The following is a 15,251-nucleotide window of genomic DNA, read 5'->3' on the forward strand; positions in this document are numbered from 1 at the left end:
TTACAATTCACGTCTCATATATAAATGTATAAAAAAAGTCCAAAATGCAGAACAATTTGGACTCGTACTTTTTGAAAAGTTTTATTTTGAATTAAATATCATCAAAATCAATATCTGTAAAGCTAGATCTTTGGGTTTCTACTTTTTCAGAGCTGTATTCTTTTTTAAAATCTTTTTGATGTCTTTCAGAAATTACTTCTTCGCCTTTGTGGTTCAAAACGTATGAAGTCATTTCTTCTAATATTTCGGCAAAAGCACTAAAATCTTCTTTGTATAAGTAAATTTTGTGTTTTTTGAAGTGAAACGAACCGTCTTCTTCAGTAAATTTTTTGCTTTCGGTAATCGTGATATAGTAATCATCAGCTTTGGTAGCTCTCACATCAAAGAAATAAGTTCTTCTTCCTGCTCGTAATACTTTAGAAAAAATCTCTTCTTTTTCTAACATGTCATTTTCTCTCATAATACGTTCTATCATTTTTGGAATTAATAGTACTCAAAAATCATAAAAAATTATCTATTACGCAACAATTAAAGTAATTCTTTTTCCGAAAGTTGTTTTAAATATAACGATGCATAATATCCTTCTTGATTTATTAATTGATTATGAGAACCTTGTTGAATAATCTTACCATCTTCGAGTATGATAATTTTGTCTGCATTCTTTGCAGATGACACTCGATGGCTTACAATTATGGTTGTTTTGTCTTTAGAAATCTCAAATAAATTGTTTAAAATCATTTCTTCGGTTTCAGTATCAACTGCTGATAGACAATCGTCAAAAAGTAGGATGGCAGGATTTTTAATAATGGCTCTTGCAATCGAAACACGTTGTTTTTGCCCGCCTGAAAGGGTAATTCCTCTTTCTCCTAAAATAGTGTCATACTGTTTGTTAAATGCAATAATATTGTCGTGAACGACTGCATTTTTAGCAGCTGTAAATACTTCTTCATCAGTCGCATTTTCATTTCCGAATTTGATGTTATTTTTAATAGTATCTGAAAACAAGAAAGCATCTTGAGGAACGATTCCGATATTATTTCGAAGATCGTTGAGGTTTAACGAGCTGATTTCGTTTTCATCAATTTTCACTTCACCATCTGTTACATCATATAATCTCGAAATCAAAGAAAGAATGGTTGATTTTCCAGAACCTGTTTTTCCTAGAATAGCTAAAGTTTCTCCTTTTTTTACAGTAAAAGAGATGTTTTTCAACGCTTCAATATTGGTATCTTTATATGTGAAAGAAACATTTTCGAAACTAATATTTCCTTGAATGTCAGATGAATTTTCGTTGTTGTTTTTAATTTCGGGTTCGATCTTCAAAAATTCATTCAAACGCTTTTGAGAAGCTTCTGCCTCTTGAACCATAGACGAAACCCAGCCTAACGAAGCAACGGGCCAAGTCAGCATATTTACATATAAAATAAACTCAGCAATTGTTCCAATGTTTGGGATACTTCCGTTAATGTACATTACGCCTCCAAAATAAATCACAACCAAATTACTGATTCCGATAAGGGCAATCATTAAAGGTCCGAATAAAGATTGAACTCTTGCTAAGCTTAAACTTTTGCGTTTGCTTTCTTCGGCAAGATCGACCATATTATTTTGGTATTGATTTTCTAATGAATACGCTTTGATTACTCTAATTCCCGAAAATGTTTCTTGTGTGAAACTCGAAACCTTAGAAAGGTACTGCTGAAAAGTAGTGCTTCGTTTATTGATTTCTGAGCTTAATTTGAAAATGCAATACGAAAGAATCGGAAGCGGTAATATAGTATATAGCGTTAACAGCGGAGAAACATTATACATATATAATATAACGATAGCAAAACGGATCACAGTATTAATAGTATACATAACGGCTGGTCCAACGTACATGCGGACTTTTGAAACGTCTTCGCTGATACGGTTCATTAAATCCCCAGTTCGGTTTTGTTTGTAAAAAGTCTGCGAAAGATTTTCATATTGTCTGAAAACCTCATTTTTCAAGTCAAATTCGATATGGCGCGACATAACAATTAATGTTTGACGCGTTAGAAAAAGGAAAAAACCTGAAATAATTGCCGTTGCAATAATTAGTAATACATTATGAACCAAGCCTTCATAATAAGAATCAATAATTAATTGAGAAGATTGTTCTGCTTTTGAAAGTTTATCAAATCTTTCGATCGAGTCCAAAGACTTGCTGATTAGCTTAGGAGTAAAGAGTGCAAAAATTTGTGAGATTATAGTTATTAAAATACCAAGCGAAAAACTGTATTTATATTTGATGAAATATTTGTTTAAATAGCTTAATTCTTTCATTTTTTTAAGAAATCTGATATTGAATTGATTTGTATTTAAGAATTATTATTAAATAAAGTTATAATAATTTGCGATTTAATCAAAACAATTATATTGTAAAATTGTTATTTTATAGATAAAAAATTAGCACATGTGTATTTTTTAATTATGTTTGAGTTGTCTTTTTGACGAATTCATAATTTTAACCTAATTAATACTAGCGCTATGGATGCAACTTTCGCAACTGGAAAGGAACTTCAAAAAATGGATCCTGTTTTTGGTCAATTATCTTTTGACGATCACGAACAAATTGTATTTTGCAATGACAAAGATACAGGTTTAAAAGCAATTATTGGTATTCATAATTCGGTTATGGGGCCAGCTTTGGGAGGAACCAGAATGTGGAATTATAACACAGAATGGGAAGCTTTAAACGATGTTTTACGTCTTTCTAGAGGTATGACGTTTAAATCTGCTATTACTGGACTTAATATTGGTGGAGGTAAAGCCGTTATCATTGGTGATGCTAAAACTCAAAAAACACCTGAATTAATGCGTAAGTTTGGTGAATTTGTTCATTCATTAAGCGGAAGATATATTACAGCAGAAGATGTCGGAATGGAAACTAAAGACATGGATACTGTGAGAGATGTGACGCCTTATGTTACTGGTATTTCTGAAGAAAGAGGTGGTTCTGGAAACCCTTCGCCAGTTACGGCTTACGGTGTTTATTTAGGTATGAAAGCTGCTGCTAAAAGTCAGTTTGGAACTGATGTTTTAGACGGTAAAAAAGTCTTGGTGCAAGGAATTGGACACGTTGGTGAAACTTTGGTTGAGTATTTAACTAAAGAAGGAGCACAAGTAACTATTTCTGATATTAACGAAGAAAAATTATACCAAGTTGCTTCTAAATACAACGCTACAATTTATACTGGAGAAGATCTATATACAGCAGATGTTGACATCTACGCGCCATGTGCGATGGGAGCAACAATCAACGATAACACAGTAGATAAAATTAAAGCTAAAGTTATTGCTGGTGCAGCAAACAATCAATTAGCTGACGAAAATGTTCACGGTGCAAGATTACAAGAAAGAGGAATTCTTTACGCTCCAGATTTCTTAATCAACGCTGGTGGAATTATCAATGTTTACGCTGAATTAGCAAACTACGGCAAAGCTGAAATAATGACTAAAACAGAAAATATCTACAATACAACTTTAGAAATTATAGATTTTGCTGCTAAAAATAATATTACAACTCATAAAGCGGCTCTAACAATTGCTCAAAATCGTATCGATCAAAGAAGAATCGAAAACGCTGCTAAATAATTTTTTTAGTTTACTGTCTCAGTCTCAGTTTTCAGAACTACTGGAAACTGAGACTTTTTGTTTTAACTTAATACCGAAAACTGCCACTGCGACTGAAAACTAAATAAAAAGGAGACCAAAAACCACGACTTTTTTACGAATTAATTTTAAAATATGCCTTAAAAGTTATACTTTTGCAGACTAATTTTTAAATGTTCTTACGAGGTGGTAAATAGAAGACACATACGCGTTAAAGTAATGCAATCCATTTATGCAATGCATCAAAGCGGTTCTGAAAATATGGAAAAAGAAGAAAAATTTCTTTTCTACAGCATTGATAATATTCAGGACTTATACCTTATAATGCTTTCTTCATTGATTGAAATTTGTAAAAAAGAATCTGTTTTTTTACATCTTTCAAGTAAAAAACACCTGGCAACTTCCGCAGAACGTAATCCAAACGAAAAATTTGTAAAGAATAAAATTTTTCAACTTCTTGCCGAAAGCAATTCCCTTAGCATCGCTTTAGAAACTCGTAAAATTAATAACTGGTCTTTAAACGACGATTATATTATTTTGCTTTTAAATGATGTTAAAGCAAGCGATATTTATAAAAAATATATGAGCAATAATGTGAATACATTTGAAGAAGACAGACAATTTATTATTGATTTGTTTGAAAATGTTATTGTTCCTAATGAAAAATTATATGAGTATTTAGAAGATGATAAATTAACTTGGGTTGATGATATTCCGGTTGTAAATACGCATATTGTAAAACAATTAAAAGCAATCAAAACAGAAGATCCAGACGATTTTAGAGTGCCTAAATTGTATAAAGATGTTGAAGATAAGGATTTTGCAAAAGATTTGTTTAGAAGAACAGTTTTAAACGAAAATGAATTTGCAAAAGAATATGATGATAAAACTCCAAATTGGGATAGCGATCGTATTGCCGAAATTGATACTATTATCTTGAAAATGGCAATTTGCGAGTTTGTTAAATTTCCTTCAATTCCAGTAAAAGTAACTCTTAACGAATATTTAGAAATTGCAAAAGAATATTCTACTCCGAAAAGTAGTATTTTTATCAACGGAATTTTAGATAATCTTGTAAAAGAACTTACCGCTAATAAAAAGATGGTAAAAGTAGGAAGAGGATTAATGTAAAATCTGAATTTTTAATTTTTGTCTCTTTGGACGAAGTCGGAGAGTTTAGAAAAGAATATTAAATATAAATCAAAAATAAATTTAAATTATGGGACAATTATCTCAATTTGCGCCATTTCTTTTAATGTTTGTGGTAATCTATTTTTTCATGATTAGACCACAGCAAAAAAGAGCAAAAAATGAAAAAGAATTTGAAAGTAGCCTAAAAGTAGGTGATAGAATAATTACAAAAAGTGGTTTCCACGGTAAAGTTGTTGAATTGGCTGAAACTTCAGTTATTATTGAAACAATGTCTGGAAAATTAAAAATTGAGCGTTCTGCAATTTCTATGGAAATGAGCGCTGCTTTGAATAAAAAAGCTTAAGTTTTTAAAATACGATATTTGAAATCCCAAATTCCAAATGGAGTTTGGGATTTTTTTTTACAAATACAAACCAAGTTAGTTTTGTCATTCCGAGGAACGAGGAATCTTCGTGAGAAACTCCGCAATCTAAATCGATAATCTTTGTAGAGCTACTTGTGGAGATCCTTCCTTCGTCAGGATGACAAACTGTATGATAGGACTTTGAAGTATATTTTGTTTGAAATGAAAAAAGAAAAACCTTTGTCAAAGTTTTAAACTTTGACAAAGGTCTCGTATAGTTTTGGAATTTGGAATTTCTAAATTGAAATTTATTTATCGATATTTATCATTCAATCCAACATTTGCTAAAATCATCGGAATCACTTTTTCAATTCTAGAAACTTTTGTTTTTTCCTGTTTGGCTGATTCAATATATTCTAAAAACTCATATTGTTTATAAGGCTTGAAATTTTCAAATGCGATTTTTAGAGCAGGATTTTGTCCTATTTCTTTATTCAAAAGCTCAGAAATAATAGTTTCTTTCTTGGAAGGTTTTATCACTTTTCCTTGCTTTTCATTCTCAATGGCTTCGTGAATATATTCTAAAATTTCTTTTTCGTTTATTTCTTCTTTCGATTTAAAACGCCATTGACGAAGTGATTTTGTTACTTCTTCTTGAGCATTGATAAGTTTTTTCTTTTCGTCTTTTAAGAAAACACCATTATAAAACCAAATGGTAAAATAATCTTTAAAACCGCCAAGACCAACAACGTTTTTTTTATTGAAAACATAAACGGGAGCTCCCCATTTTACGGTTTCGATCAGTTCAGTTTTATCAATAATTGATTTAAGAAGAAGAATTTCTTCTTCCCATTGATTTACTTTATCCCAAACGTGTTTTTTCTCAGACATTGTTTGATTATTTTTTTCTTTTAGGTTTTTCGGGCGCGTCAAAGATTCCAGGAATTGCTGTTAATTCTGCAATTTTTACGATAACATCTGTTGCTTTCTGGATGCTTTCTGCTGGAACATATTCGTATTTTCCGTGGAAATTATGTCCACCCGCAAAAATATTCGGACAAGGTAATCCCATAAATGATAATTGAGAACCGTCAGTTCCGCCGCGAATTGGTTTAATGATCGGTTTAATGTTTAATTCACGCATCGCTTTTTCGGCAATATCCACAATATATTTTACAGGCAGAACCTTTTCTTTCATATTGTAATATTGATCTTTAACTTCAGCAACAACAATATCTTCTCCAAATTTCTTTGCGAATTTTTTATTGAACTTTTTGGCTATTTTATGAATTAGTTCTTTTCTGTTTTCGAACTTTTTCTTGTTATGATCTCGAATAATCAGTTCTAAAACTGTTTCTTCGATATTTCCTTTGATGTGATGAACGTGGAAAAATCCTTCGTAACCTTTAGTTTCTTCTGGAGTTTCACCTTTCGGAAGTTCGTTGATAAAATCATTAGCCAAAAGCATAGAATTAATCATTTTTCCTTTTGCATAACCTGGGTGAACGCTTTTTCCTTTAAAAGTAATTTTAGCTCCAGCTGCGTTAAAATTTTCATATTCTAATTCGCCAATCTGGCTTCCATCCATTGTGTAAGCCCATTGCGCTCCGAATTTTTCAACATCAAAATGATGCGCTCCGCGACCGATTTCTTCGTCTGGCGTAAAACCTATTCTGATTTTCCCGTGTTTAATTTCTGGATGCTGAATTAAATATTCCATTGCCGAAACAATTTCTGTAATTCCCGCTTTATCATCTGCTCCTAAAAGTGTTGTTCCATCAGTTGTAATGATGGTTTGACCTTTATATTGTAATAAATCTTTAAAGTAATTTGGAGATAAAATAATGTTCTTTTCTGCATTTAAAACAATATCTTTTCCATCGTAATTTTCAACAATTTGGGGTTTTACATTTGCTCCGCTAAAATCTGGAGAAGTATCAAAATGAGAAACAAAACCAATTGTGGGAACTTCATGATCTACATTGCTTGGAAGCGTCGCCATGATATATGCTTTATCATCTATCGTAACTTCTTCAAGTCCAATTGCTTTTAGTTCTTCGACTAATTTATTGGCAAGATTCCATTGTTTTTGTGTACTTGGTGTTGTTTGTGAATGTGGATCTGATTCAGTGTCAATTGTTACGTAACTGATAAAACGATCTATGATATGTTGCATTTTTTTGAATTTTTAGCAAATATAGAAATTTTTTCTGCTGAATAATTTAGCTTTTTCTATCTGAATTAATAAAAAAAGGGATTCTGTATGAATCCCTTTATGATATTTAAAATGTTGTTATTTACTTTTTACACATCTAAAACCAACGTGGTTTGCAGCAGATCTTATTTCGCCTTTTCCTCTTGTACCGACCATATAACGAGTACAATATTGATCGGTACATAAAAACGAGCCGCCTCTGTGCACACGTTTAATTTCTGTCGGATCATTGGGATCGTAATAAGTGCTTGGTCCCGTTGGATTTTTTGTTGTTTTTCCGCTTTCCGCTAATGATTTATAGTAGTCAACGCTGTACCAATCATTAACCCATTCCCAAACATTTCCTGCCATATCGTAAAGTCCATAGGCGTTTGGAGCATATTGCGCTGTTGGAGCAATTCCTTTAAATCCGTCTTCGCCTGTATCTCCATCTTTTATCGGAAAATGTCCTTGGTAAATGTTAGCTTGAAATTTTCCCTTAGGTTTTAAATCGTTCCCCCAAGCATAAAGATTTCCTGTTTTACCGCCACGAGCTGCAAATTCCCATTCTGCTTCTGTTGGAAGTCTTTTGCCCGCCCATTTTGCATAAGCGGCTGCATCTTCGTAAACCACATGAACTACAGGATATTTTTCTCTTCCTTTGATTGTACTTTGCGGACCTTCAGGATGTCTCCAGTCAGCGCCTGGTTCGTAGCGCCACCATTGCAGAAAATTATTCAGGTTCACGGCAGAAGGAGTAGGAGTAAACACAACAGAACCAGTAATTAAATCAGCTTCGCTCGCAGTTGGAAATTCCTCTTTAGTTGGTTTTTGTTCTGCAACAGTTACATAACCAGTTGCTTTTACAAATTTTTCGAATTCTTCGTTTGTTACTTCAGTTTCATCCATATAATAACCATCAACATAAACGCGATGAATTGGAGCGGCATCTTTTGTAACGCCTTTTATGCTGCATAAACTTTCGTCTTCTACATTGCTTCCCATAGAAAATTCTCCGCCAGGAATCCAAACCATACCTTTAGGTGCTTTTGTTTCTGGTTTGAATTTATTTTCGATAGTTGGCTTAAATTCAGATTCCATGCTAACTGGAACTTCGTGGCATTCAGCAACCGTTTTTTCTTCTTTATCTGTAAATCTGGTGTAGCTATAGGCTATTGAAATAATGGATAATGTAAGTAATGCAAATATCCAAAAGGTCTTGTTTTTCATGGTTTATTTTTTTGAAACTGATAATGGTTGTAATAGAAGGGATAAAATTATAAAAATAACTTTATAGTTATACTAATTTTATAGAATTAATATATTTATTTATCTTCCTCAACAAGAACTACTTCGTATTTATCTTTTCCGTCTACTTGAACAGGCTGATAATAAGTTTCACCAAATTTTATGTATTTTACATCTCCTACAGTAACTTCTTCTCCGCCTTCAGGAAGATTTTCAACTATTGTTCCTGCGGTAGGCGCAACTACTTTATAAGAGCTTCCGTCTTTTTCATAATATGTACCGCCGTAGTAATAATTATTGACTGTTCCCGTATTGACTGTTTGTGCTCCACTCGGAATATTATTAACTGTTCCGCCAACGGGAGCTGGAACAGCAGTGTAACCACCGTTAGAAGGTGCGTACCAAACTCCTTGATCATAATGATATTGAGTACTTTCTACACTAACCACAATTGCTGTAACAGCTAAAGTAGTGACGAAAAATCCCCAAGGATGCCAAACTGGACCCCAGTAAAAAGGTCTGTAAGGATGGTAATAATATGGATGATAACCGTAATATCTGTATCCGCCGTGTATGTAAGGAGGTCGTGTGTAAACAACTGTATTTCTTCTTACCACGGTATTTCTATTATTGTTGATTGTAATATCTCTGCTTCTGTCTACATTTCGTGTATTTCCGCTAATATTAGTATTTCTATTGCCAGAATTTCTAGTATTATTGGAATTACGATTTGTAGTGTTTTTTCTGTTGTTAATTTTAGTATTAGAACTATTATTTGGTCTTGTAATTTTTGTTCCAGAACCATTAGAGCCAGGTCTAGTTACAGCTGGTTTATTTGCTGACGGCTTAGTTACAGCTGGTCTTGACTGATTGGACGGTCTTGTAACAGAAGGTCTTGTTTGAGCTCCGCCGGCAGGTCTATGAACGCCTCCGCCACCTCGATGTCCAACGCCTCCGCCTCCGTGACGCTGTGCGAAACTATCTATTGAAATAAGGAAAAATGTACCTATCAAATACATTAGTGCCGATTTTCTTGCTGATTTGGATATGTTTTTCATTTTCAGTTGTTTATATGAATTAAAGTTATGAAAAAAAATCTCTCGTTTAAAAAAATGAAACAAAAGTTTGTTTATAGATTTATAGTGAAATATCCCATTGTATTCTGAATCGCCAGCCTTGTTCCAACGGAAGTGTTTTGTCTTGAAAACTAAAATAGCTAACTTCTGAAGTTAGTTTGTTTTTATGTCCTTTAAAGAACCAGTTAAAAGCCAATGTAGATTCTTCTTGCCGATTTTGTCTAATTGAATAATCTGGTCTATATGCTGCATGTCTAGCTGCCATTTCCAGATGTTCAGGCCACCAATGAAAAACATTATGAAAGAAATAACCAGCTTGAACGTAATATCCTTTCATAACGGTCATATAATCATTGTTGTATTTATCGATTATTTCTTTAGTATGCCATTCGCTTTGCCAAGAAAATCCGCGATACATAAAAGCAGTTTCCAAATTCCATTGATTTACTCTGTATTGTCCCGGTAATCCGTCTTCAAATCCGTCTAGAGAACCGCCTCCAGCTTGCGAGAAACGGGTGTATGGACTTCTATTAGTGATAGCAGAAAAGGCAATAATTGGAGTTGGTTTTTCATGAAATTCTAAATCACAGCCTTCAAAATCCAAAAATCTACCTAAAAAATTCCATTGAGCTCGTCCAAAATACATAAGATGATTATCGTCGTTTGAAGTGCTTCCGCGTCCTGTACCTGTTAAAGCCGCAAACCAATAATTAAAATCGGCAATGCCTTTTCCTTTTAAATGCCCATAAACTTCCGCTCCCAATTCTCTATCAACAGTAAAAGGTCTATTAATAAGAGATCGTTCTACCATTTGCTGTTCGCCGCTGCTAATGAAACGTTCGCGTGTAAATTCTGTTTTCCATTGTCCTACTTTAAAACTGAGCCAATCCCATTTTTCAATCATTATTCTAAAATCAAGCAAATTAGACTGACTTAATTCGTATTCCCAATAATATTTAAGCCAAGGTTCAAAAGCATGACCGCCAATTTTAAGTCTGGCTCGATTTATTTTAAAAGTAGTTTTAGCATCTTGACTGTAATCATCATAAGTTAAAGGATCTGTATCATAAGGAGTTGAAAAACGAAACTGTAACCTGCTCTGTAATTGAAATAGAAATTTTTTATCACGGGTTTCTAACTCAATTCCTTTATTGCCATATCTGACATTCATTAGTTTTGTTGTGTCTTTTTCTTGTTGCGAAAGAGCTTCAAAACTTGCAAATAAAAATAAAATCACTAGTAGATTTTGGGTGATGTTATTTACTTTTTTTTTGATGTACATAAGCTCAGATGGTTTGTATCAATTTATTTTCCTCCAAAGTTTTTGGCAATTCCCAATCCAATTCCCCAGCTGTCATAAGCATTCCATTTAAAATCATAGCTTACAGTGCCGAAAATTTCCCATCTTTTTGGCAATTCATATCCGTATTCTACTCCGGCACGAGTCAGGAAAAAATCTTCTTCTTTGGCAAATTCACCTCCACAACCTAAAAGAAAACTCCAATGTTCGTTTGGTTTATAAATTCCCATTAAAGCAGGAGCTATAGGATAACTTCTTTCGACGGTTTCTTTATCTTCTCCGCTTGCGAGATTTTTTTCGACTTTAAATTTTTCAATAATAAAATCAGTATGAAGTCCGATTGCCCATTTTTCTTTAAATTGAAAAGTATAATCCAATCCCCAAGCCGGAAGGCTGAGAACTTCTCGATTTCCTTCATCGTCGCGACCTTCAAAAACATGGACATGATTTATAGAAAGTCCGATTTGATGATGCGGACTAAAAGTCTTTTCTTCAGTCTCTTGCGCTATAATTTTGTTGTAACCAATTAGAAAGAAAAACATAATTATGAAAAATGTTTTTCTAAATTGCTTATTGATTCTTGCTTTTATTTCATTTTGCATGACTACCAGATTTTTGAAATGAAAAAATTGTCACAAGATTTTTTAAATAACTATCTCAAAATTAAGTAATAAATAATCCGATAAGTTTTTAGATAGACTTGAAATGGTTTCATTTTATAATTTGCAACATCAAAAAAAGCTTTTTAGTCGATTTTTACTTGTTTCAAAGAATTGAACAAAATAGAAATGATTTGTTTTTGTAAAAAAGTACCTTTTTAAACTATAATATTTAAATTTGCAGCCAAAATAACAACAACACAATTCTTATGTATAAATTGATAATTCGTCCGATACTTTTTTGGTTTGATCCTGAAGAAGTGCATTACTTTACTTTTTCATTCGTTAAATTCATTTCAAAAATTCCTGGAGTTTCGGCAATTATAAAATCAATTTATGAGGTAAAAGATTCTCGTTTAGAAAGAGAAGTGTTTGGAATCAAATTTAAAAACCCAGTTGGACTTGCAGCTGGTTTTGACAAAGATGCCAAATTATATAAAGAATTAGGAGATTTTGGTTTTGGTTTTATCGAAATCGGAACTGTAACGCCAGTTGGACAAGAAGGAAATCCGAAGAAACGTTTATTCCGTTTAAAAGAAGATCAAGCGATTATTAACCGAATGGGATTTAATAACGGCGGAGTTCTAGAAGCTGTAGAACGTTTGAAAAAGAATTCGGGTGTTTTAATTGGCGGAAATATCGGAAAAAACAAAGTGACAGATAACGAAGATGCGGTTAAAGATTATATCATTTGTTTTGACGCGCTATTTAATCATGTAGATTATTTTGTAGTAAATGTAAGTTCGCCAAATACACCAAATTTGAGGGCTTTGCAAGATAAAGAACCGTTGACAGCTTTATTGCAGACTTTGCAAAATAGAAATGTTGAAAAACAAAAAACAAGTACGCAAAAAGTAAAACCAATTCTTTTAAAAATTGCTCCAGATTTAACAGACGAGCAATTATTGGATATTATTGATATTGTAAAAACGACTCAGATTGCGGGTGTAATTGCTACAAACACAACTATTTCTAGAGACGGGTTACAATCTGCAAATCAATCAGAAATGGGAGGTTTGTCTGGAAAACCATTAACAAAACGTTCTACAGAAGTAATTCGTTTTCTTTCGGAAAAAAGCAATAAAGCATTCCCAATTATTGGAGTAGGAGGAATTCACTCTGCAGAAGATGTTATCGAAAAACTAAATGCAGGAGCAAGTTTAGTGCAATTGTATACTGGATTTATTTATGAAGGTCCAGCTTTGATAAAAGCAATCAATAAAAAGATTTTAGGGCAATTGTAAAAGAAGCGCCTGAACTATTAATCCGGCAAGTATCGCAATTCCAAAACTGATTAATGTACCAATTAAAACATATTCAGTAAGTTTTCGGTCTTTGGCTTCTTTTAAATCTCCGAATCTAAAGATAGATTTGGCAGCGAGTAAAAATCCAATTGCTTCAAAATGTCCAGTTAAGATGAATCCGAAAACAAACAAGCGTTCTAAAATACCAATATAATTTCCAGCAGCTATCAGCGAATTATCCTGATGGCTGTTTTGGCTTTCTGGCGCCCATATCGAAATTATCGTTTTGATAAAAATTGATGTTGGTTTAGTAAGCAATAAGATTCCCGTTATAAGAATCCAGAATTCATTATCTTTCCAGAAATAGGGGAAAGCTTTGTTTTCATATAAAAGTACAACTCCAATTAATACTAATAAATGCGCAATTTGGTCTACTACAAACCAAGTTCGTTTGTTTTTTGGTTTCTGGAAATTTAATTTGATTAAATCAATAATTCCATGAGTTACGACAATAAAAACGGCATAAGGAACAAAACTAACTTCTCCTACTAGAACCGCTGCCAACACTCCGTGAAGTAAAATATGAAGATATAAATAAACGCTTTTATGTTTATTTGCTTCTTTATGACTTACCCAAGAATTTGGTTGCCAGATAAAATCGCCTAATAAATGCGCTAAAAGCAGTTTTATAAATAAAATCATAATGCTGTAAGTTGTTTTATTTGAGTTCTAAAATATTTATCTAAATGCATGACTAAATCAAACTGAGCACGTTTCTGTCTTCGACTTACGGCGGCTTGATTGATTCCTAATTTTTGTCCAAGTTCTTCTTGTGATAAACTTGGATTTTCTATAGCCAACGCTACAAATTCTGCCGATTGCACGAGCCAACTGTCCATAAATGTTAATGCGAGCTGAATCATTAAATTTAGTTTTTCATCAAAACTTAAATCTCCTGTTCGTAAGGCTAGTGTGACTTTTTGCTTTTTTAAAGTTTCAAATAATTCACCAGAATTAATAAAAGCAGAGCCGTTGCTTTGAGAAATTCTTTCCGAATGATGTGTTTTATCTCCAAAACCAATACTCATTCGTGCGTCAGATTTTATGGCTCGCAAACGTGCTTTTACCAAAATTGCGGTTAACAATGCATCTTCAGGATTAGTAACTTCAATCTGAAATTCATCTCCACGATAAATCTCCCATTGACTTGGTGTTGTGCCAAATGGCGTTAAAATTTTTTTCAAATCTTCTACCCAATGTTCAGATTGCTGTCGTCTTGAACCAATTATATCGCCCGTAATTACGCTAGTCATAATCAAATATAATTAAAAAATAATAAAATTTCTATTACAAATATAAGTAATATTTTTAATTATTACACTTTTAGGTAATATTTTTAAATATTACGTTTTTGGGTAATTATTTTTAATATTACAATATTTTGTAATACTTTCGATTCGGCTAAAATTATCTTTTATTTCAATAAAAAAGAAACTAACTTAGCCTTTACAAATGAATAAGCTTTGAATAAAGAAATCAAGATTATCGAATGTCCAAGAGATGCCATGCAAGGCATTAAGACTTTTATTCCGACAAAAAATAAAGTGACATACATACAAGCTTTGCTTCGTGTAGGATTTGATACCATTGATTTTGGAAGTTTCGTTTCTCCAAAAGCTATTCCGCAAATGCAAGACACAGCGGCTGTTTTAGAACAACTTGATTTATCTCAAACAACAAGTAAACTGCTTTCTATAATTGCAAACACTCAAGGCGCAATTACGGCTTCAGAATATGAACAAATTCAATATTTAGGTTTTCCTTTTTCTATTTCGGAGAATTTTCAAATGCGTAATACTCACAAAACTATTGCAGAATCTTTAATTACTTTAGAAGAAATTTTAGAAGTTGCCGATAAGAAAAAGAAAGAAGTGGTCACGTATCTTTCTATGGGTTTCGGAAATCCATATGGAGATCCTTGGAACATTGAAATTGTGGCAGAATGGACAGAAAAACTCGCGGGAATGGGCGTAAAAATTCTATCGCTTTCTGATACGGTTGGAACTTCGACTCCAGAAGTAATTACCTATTTGTTTTCAGAACTAATTCCTAAATATTCTAAAATTGAGTTTGGAGCACATCTTCATACAACGCCAGAAAGCTGGTTCGAAAAAATCGATGCTGCTGCAAAAGCTGGCTGTGCTCGTTTTGATGGTGCTATTCAAGGTTTTGGAGGCTGCCCGATGGCAACAGATAAATTAACTGGAAATATGCCAACAGAAAAATTAGTTTCTTATTTTACTGCAAATAAGAAAGTTACAGGTTTGAACTCTTTAAGTTTTGAAAGTGCTTACAACGAAGCTTCAAAATTGTTCGGAAAGTTTCATTAATAAATGGTT

General features: G+C 32.9%; 15 protein-coding genes. 5 read left to right on the forward strand and 10 right to left on the reverse strand.

The features are described from left to right. Window positions 1-91 precede the first annotated feature (91 nt). Window positions 92-460: a PUR family DNA/RNA-binding protein gene (locus tag NYQ10_RS10710; RefSeq protein ID WP_229352933.1), complete on the reverse strand. Its 369-nt coding sequence runs from the start codon at window positions 458-460 to the stop codon at window positions 92-94. A gap of 68 nt (window positions 461-528) precedes the next feature. Further along, a complete protein-coding gene (locus NYQ10_RS10715; RefSeq protein WP_289880705.1) occupies window positions 529-2,307 on the reverse strand; it encodes an ABC transporter ATP-binding protein in 1,779 nt (592 codons plus the stop codon). A gap of 204 nt (window positions 2,308-2,511) precedes the next feature. Between NYQ10_RS10715 and NYQ10_RS10720 the strand changes: the two genes are divergently transcribed. From NYQ10_RS10720 to yajC, 3 genes are all read left to right on the forward strand, one after another. Next, the gene (locus tag NYQ10_RS10720) at window positions 2,512-3,618 is read left to right on the forward strand and encodes a Glu/Leu/Phe/Val family dehydrogenase (RefSeq protein ID WP_289880708.1); all 1,107 of its coding nucleotides are present in this window, start codon (window positions 2,512-2,514) and stop codon (window positions 3,616-3,618) included. Window positions 3,619-3,855: 237 nt separating this feature from the next. Further along, window positions 3,856-4,767: a transcription antitermination factor NusB gene (gene nusB / locus NYQ10_RS10725; RefSeq protein ID WP_289880710.1), complete on the forward strand. Its 912-nt coding sequence runs from the start codon at window positions 3,856-3,858 to the stop codon at window positions 4,765-4,767. An 88-nt stretch (window positions 4,768-4,855) separates the two neighbouring features. After that, entirely contained in the window at window positions 4,856-5,131 is a 276-nt protein-coding gene (yajC, locus tag NYQ10_RS10730; RefSeq protein WP_289880712.1) for a preprotein translocase subunit YajC, read from the forward strand. Between the two features lie 312 nt (window positions 5,132-5,443). Here yajC and NYQ10_RS10735 read toward each other — a convergent pair whose 3' ends face one another. From NYQ10_RS10735 to NYQ10_RS10760, 6 genes are all read right to left on the reverse strand, one after another. Further along, the gene (locus NYQ10_RS10735) at window positions 5,444-6,022 is read right to left on the reverse strand and encodes a YdeI/OmpD-associated family protein (RefSeq protein ID WP_289880715.1); all 579 of its coding nucleotides are present in this window, start codon (window positions 6,020-6,022) and stop codon (window positions 5,444-5,446) included. Between the two features lie 7 nt (window positions 6,023-6,029). Continuing rightward, entirely contained in the window at window positions 6,030-7,307 is a 1,278-nt protein-coding gene (gene pepT / locus NYQ10_RS10740; RefSeq protein ID WP_289880717.1) for a peptidase T, read from the reverse strand. Between the two features lie 117 nt (window positions 7,308-7,424). Then, the gene (locus tag NYQ10_RS10745; RefSeq protein WP_289880719.1) at window positions 7,425-8,555 is read right to left on the reverse strand and encodes a formylglycine-generating enzyme family protein; all 1,131 of its coding nucleotides are present in this window, start codon (window positions 8,553-8,555) and stop codon (window positions 7,425-7,427) included. Between the two features lie 95 nt (window positions 8,556-8,650). Further along, the gene (locus NYQ10_RS10750) at window positions 8,651-9,631 is read right to left on the reverse strand and encodes a DUF6515 family protein (protein WP_289880720.1); all 981 of its coding nucleotides are present in this window, start codon (window positions 9,629-9,631) and stop codon (window positions 8,651-8,653) included. A gap of 79 nt (window positions 9,632-9,710) precedes the next feature. Next, window positions 9,711-10,931 carry an OprO/OprP family phosphate-selective porin gene (locus NYQ10_RS10755; RefSeq protein WP_289880722.1) on the reverse strand — a complete coding sequence of 407 codons (1,221 nt, stop codon included), beginning with the start codon at window positions 10,929-10,931 and terminating at the stop codon, window positions 9,711-9,713. Between the two features lie 23 nt (window positions 10,932-10,954). Then, entirely contained in the window at window positions 10,955-11,551 is a 597-nt protein-coding gene (locus NYQ10_RS10760; protein ID WP_289880724.1) for a hypothetical protein, read from the reverse strand. 266 nt (window positions 11,552-11,817) lie between these two features. Between NYQ10_RS10760 and NYQ10_RS10765 the strand changes: the two genes are divergently transcribed. Continuing rightward, window positions 11,818-12,852: a quinone-dependent dihydroorotate dehydrogenase gene (locus NYQ10_RS10765; RefSeq protein WP_289880726.1), complete on the forward strand. Its 1,035-nt coding sequence runs from the start codon at window positions 11,818-11,820 to the stop codon at window positions 12,850-12,852. Here NYQ10_RS10765 and NYQ10_RS10770 read toward each other — a convergent pair. Further along, entirely contained in the window at window positions 12,838-13,554 is a 717-nt protein-coding gene (locus NYQ10_RS10770; protein ID WP_289880728.1) for a DUF3307 domain-containing protein, read from the reverse strand. The genes NYQ10_RS10765 and NYQ10_RS10770 overlap by 15 nt on opposite strands. Continuing rightward, window positions 13,551-14,165 (reverse strand): hypothetical protein, encoded by a 615-nt coding sequence (locus NYQ10_RS10775; RefSeq protein WP_289880731.1) that lies wholly within the window; start codon window positions 14,163-14,165, stop codon window positions 13,551-13,553. Before NYQ10_RS10775 ends, NYQ10_RS10770 begins: the two co-directional genes overlap by 4 nt. 210 nt (window positions 14,166-14,375) lie before the next feature. On the opposite strand from NYQ10_RS10775, the gene NYQ10_RS10780 reads away from it, so the two are divergent. Then, complete coding sequence (locus tag NYQ10_RS10780) at window positions 14,376-15,242, forward strand: hydroxymethylglutaryl-CoA lyase (protein WP_289880733.1); 867 nt, start codon at window positions 14,376-14,378, stop codon at window positions 15,240-15,242. Window positions 15,243-15,251 lie beyond the last annotated feature (9 nt).

Origin of the sequence: Flavobacterium johnsoniae, from assembly GCF_030388325.1 — a bacterium.
Lineage (GTDB): Bacteria > Bacteroidota > Bacteroidia > Flavobacteriales > Flavobacteriaceae > Flavobacterium > Flavobacterium johnsoniae_C.

What these genes read in the sequence shown, in the direction of transcription:
- nusB (WP_289880710.1), top strand. Translation starts at nt 3,856, where the DNA reads ATGCAATCCATTTATGCAATGCATCAAAGCGGTTCTGAAAATATGGAA.
- NYQ10_RS10750 (WP_289880720.1), bottom strand. Translation starts at nt 9,631, where the DNA reads ATGAAAAACATATCCAAATCAGCAAGAAAATCGGCACTAATGTATTTG.
- NYQ10_RS10715 (WP_289880705.1), bottom strand. Translation starts at nt 2,307, where the DNA reads ATGAAAGAATTAAGCTATTTAAACAAATATTTCATCAAATATAAATAC.
- yajC (WP_289880712.1), top strand. Translation starts at nt 4,856, where the DNA reads ATGGGACAATTATCTCAATTTGCGCCATTTCTTTTAATGTTTGTGGTA.
- NYQ10_RS10745 (WP_289880719.1), bottom strand. Translation starts at nt 8,555, where the DNA reads ATGAAAAACAAGACCTTTTGGATATTTGCATTACTTACATTATCCATT.
- pepT (WP_289880717.1), bottom strand. Translation starts at nt 7,307, where the DNA reads ATGCAACATATCATAGATCGTTTTATCAGTTACGTAACAATTGACACT.
- NYQ10_RS10735 (WP_289880715.1), bottom strand. Translation starts at nt 6,022, where the DNA reads ATGTCTGAGAAAAAACACGTTTGGGATAAAGTAAATCAATGGGAAGAA.
- NYQ10_RS10720 (WP_289880708.1), top strand. Translation starts at nt 2,512, where the DNA reads ATGGATGCAACTTTCGCAACTGGAAAGGAACTTCAAAAAATGGATCCT.
- NYQ10_RS10775 (WP_289880731.1), bottom strand. Translation starts at nt 14,165, where the DNA reads ATGACTAGCGTAATTACGGGCGATATAATTGGTTCAAGACGACAGCAA.
- NYQ10_RS10765 (WP_289880726.1), top strand. Translation starts at nt 11,818, where the DNA reads ATGTATAAATTGATAATTCGTCCGATACTTTTTTGGTTTGATCCTGAA.
- NYQ10_RS10710 (WP_229352933.1), bottom strand. Translation starts at nt 460, where the DNA reads ATGAGAGAAAATGACATGTTAGAAAAAGAAGAGATTTTTTCTAAAGTA.
- NYQ10_RS10760 (WP_289880724.1), bottom strand. Translation starts at nt 11,551, where the DNA reads ATGCAAAATGAAATAAAAGCAAGAATCAATAAGCAATTTAGAAAAACA.
- NYQ10_RS10755 (WP_289880722.1), bottom strand. Translation starts at nt 10,931, where the DNA reads ATGTACATCAAAAAAAAAGTAAATAACATCACCCAAAATCTACTAGTG.
- NYQ10_RS10770 (WP_289880728.1), bottom strand. Translation starts at nt 13,554, where the DNA reads ATGATTTTATTTATAAAACTGCTTTTAGCGCATTTATTAGGCGATTTT.